Raw genomic sequence first — 2,746 nt, 5'->3', positions numbered from 1 at the left:
ATTGTGAGTGATGTAATGATGCCCGGCAAAAACGGATTTGAACTCTGCGATATCCTGAAGAGCGACGAACGAACCAGCCATATTCCTATTGTACTACTCACGGCCCGGGCTACGATGGACGACCGCCTGACCGGCTTACGGCGGGGGGGCGATGCGTACCTGGTCAAGCCTTTTCAGCGGGAAGAGCTGCTGCTCATACTGGGGAATCAGCTCCAGAGCCGACGGCGGCTTCAGCGCTATTATAGCCAGCGGGCGCTAGGCAACCAGCAGTCCGCTCCGGTTGCTGCCGACGGGGTCGATGCGCGGGAAGACCAGTTTGTGGCGAAACTGCGCAGTATTTTGGAACTTCATCTGGATAACGAAGTGCTGGATAATGAGATGATCTGTCAGCTGATGGGCATGAGCCGGAACTCGTTGTACCGCAAGACGATGGCACTGACAGGTATGTCAGTAACGCCTTTCCTGAGAACTCTGCGCCTGCAGAAAGCCGAAGAGCTGCTGAAACATTCCGCGTTGAGCGTTGCCGAAGTCGCCTATGCGGTGGGTTTCGACAATCCCCAGTACTTCAGCCGGGTTTTTTCGGAAGAAAAAGGGGTTTCCCCCAGTAGCTTTCGAGGCATGGAGTAAATGATCTCCCTTTTTCCACCCCTTGGAACCGTTCTGCCTTTTCCCGCTTAGTGGTTAGCAAAAAGAAGGATAACCAGTATACGGTCAACACAAATCAGGACGAGTCAATTTTATCAAGGCTTTATTTGTGGTTCGCGCTTTTTTTACTTCTTAGATACGGTTAGTTCTTCGGCATTTGTTTAACCGGGTCAAATTGGTTCGCTTCCTTATTCAGGACCAAATTTTGACCGGCGCTCATCAACCATTTTCCGTTTTGTTTTACATACACTACCGTAGCTATACAATCATCAGGACCTAGTTTATTTCCCCCAGGACCTGTAAATTCACTGAAATGCCAGTAAAGATGAACTATAGCTGCATCATTTGTCAAAAAACGAACCACAGCTGACTGCTTCTTTACCACCGACTCTTTAAACATTGAATCATGATAGACCTGATATGCATATTGAGACTCCTTGCGTCCTCTCCACCACATCCCTACCGCATTCACCCAATCGGTATCTTCGGTCGTATAGTTTTTTAAGTCATCATAGTTATGATGATTCCAGCTATAGATCATCGCATCAATCTGTTTATGGATGGCCAATTCGTCGGCAGTCCGATTTTGCGCAAACACACAGCTGCCCATCAACAAGAGGAGAGAGGTCGTCAATACTTTTTTCATCACTGTTTTTTTTGGTAAAACTATCACAATGAGAAAGCAAAAGCATAGTACAAACGCGACATCTTAGTCAAAGAGCCGGTTAAAAAATTTGACCTTCGATGTTAAAAGCACCGCTTCAATCACCGAAGGGTTAACCCCAGCAAATTCCTGAAAGTCGCGGATAAGGTGCATCTGGTCAAAATAACGACACTCAAGGGCAATTTTAAACCAGCTAATCTCTGGCTGTTGTTCTTTCATAATCCAGGCTTGGGCAAATCGGACCAACCGGGAGTAGTGTTTGGGGGGTAATCCGATCCGTTGTTGAAATACCCGCTCAAATTGGCGGATACTCAGGCAGGCATGGGATGCCAGTTGATCTATTTTAAGTAGTCCCCGTTCTTTAATCAGCAGCGGAAGCACCCGATCAATGGGTAAGGTAGGCGTTAATCGGCCAACACGGTTAAGCAGAAATCGGTCAACGATTAGTTTCATGTTGAAAAAAGAATTAGCCTCCCGCAGTTGGTCAGTTACTTCGTCCATTTCTCTTCCTAAGAGGTCTACTCCATCAAATGCATCTTGGCACAACAGCTCTGCCATAGGTATCCCTAAAAAGCGATATAATCCTCCTGGCTGAAACCCTACCTTGATCATCAAATGATTACGCCCCGGCCTAATAATATGCCTGTTGACATTAGGGCCGACGATGAGCGAAAGGGACTGGGTCTGCTTTTTATTGGTGGATATATCTTCTACATCCGACCGATCTCTTACGTAAAAAAACAAGCAATGTTCAGGCAATGGAGGTATAGGGAATTCCACTTGGATAGCCGATCCATAAAAATTCACCTGATGAATCATGATGTTGTTCACAAACCCCTTTAAGGCCGGATGCGGCTCATAGAATTGTTGAAACATGGTACTTCTTTAGCTAGTAAAAGGGGTAATGACTTAATTGCGTTTATCGGTCAGGAACAGTTTCTTCAATGACACAAAACTGACTATATAGACTTCAAACGTTTTGATGAGTGTCAAAATTTAGTTACATAATCGGTGTTATATTATGTCGGACAAATACGTTGAAATGTCCGACAGGTTGTAAAAGTTCTAAATCTTATCTAACTATGTGTGGACATAAAGGCAGACACATTTGGGCTTAACTACTCAAAGGTACAATTTTCCCCACGGCTCTCGCACACAGAGTTTGCAGCCCATCCATAAGTAAATAAGCGAATCTCAGATAGCTTCTTTTGCTTGAGATCGCACGTCTTCGACAATCTTATAAAAGGTTTTATTGGAGGGAATGCCGAATGCCTGGCAAATCTCCCGCACGCTACGTCCCTGCACGTAGGCATCGCAGACCATCGGCTGAATTTTCTGGTACTTTTTGCTCAGACCCTTCGGGCGGCCCCCGGTCCGCCCCCGCGCTCTGGCCGCAGCTAGACCCGCCTTGGTGCGCCGGATGAGTTTCTTGCGCTC

The 2,746-nt window shown here is 46.5% G+C and carries 3 protein-coding genes and 1 pseudogene; 1 reads left to right on the top strand and 3 read right to left on the bottom strand.

Translation table 11 applies throughout. From position 1 onward, the window contains the following. Positions 1–627 (top strand): helix-turn-helix domain-containing protein (locus tag ACEW8P_RS14230; RefSeq protein ID WP_373513742.1); only part of this gene is annotated, 627 nt, incomplete at its 5' end. 160 nt (positions 628–787) lie between these two features. Here ACEW8P_RS14230 and ACEW8P_RS14225 read toward each other — a convergent pair. The 3 genes and pseudogenes from ACEW8P_RS14225 to ACEW8P_RS14215 form a co-directional block, all read right to left on the bottom strand. Beyond that, entirely contained in the window at positions 788–1,291 is a 504-nt protein-coding gene (locus ACEW8P_RS14225; RefSeq protein WP_373513741.1) for an SgcJ/EcaC family oxidoreductase, read from the bottom strand. A gap of 63 nt (positions 1,292–1,354) precedes the next feature. Beyond that, the gene (locus ACEW8P_RS14220; protein ID WP_373513740.1) at positions 1,355–2,185 is read right to left on the bottom strand and encodes a helix-turn-helix domain-containing protein; all 831 of its coding nucleotides are present in this window, start codon (positions 2,183–2,185) and stop codon (positions 1,355–1,357) included. 318 nt (positions 2,186–2,503) lie between these two features. Continuing rightward, positions 2,504–2,746: pseudogene (locus ACEW8P_RS14215) on the bottom strand (resolvase); the annotation flags it as partial.

Origin of the sequence: Persicitalea sp., from assembly GCF_041751555.1 — a bacterium.
Taxonomy (GTDB): Bacteria; Bacteroidota; Bacteroidia; order Cytophagales; family Spirosomataceae; genus Persicitalea.
Note: the sequence above shows the minus strand (reverse complement) of the source record. Positions and strands in the feature narration are given on the sequence as shown.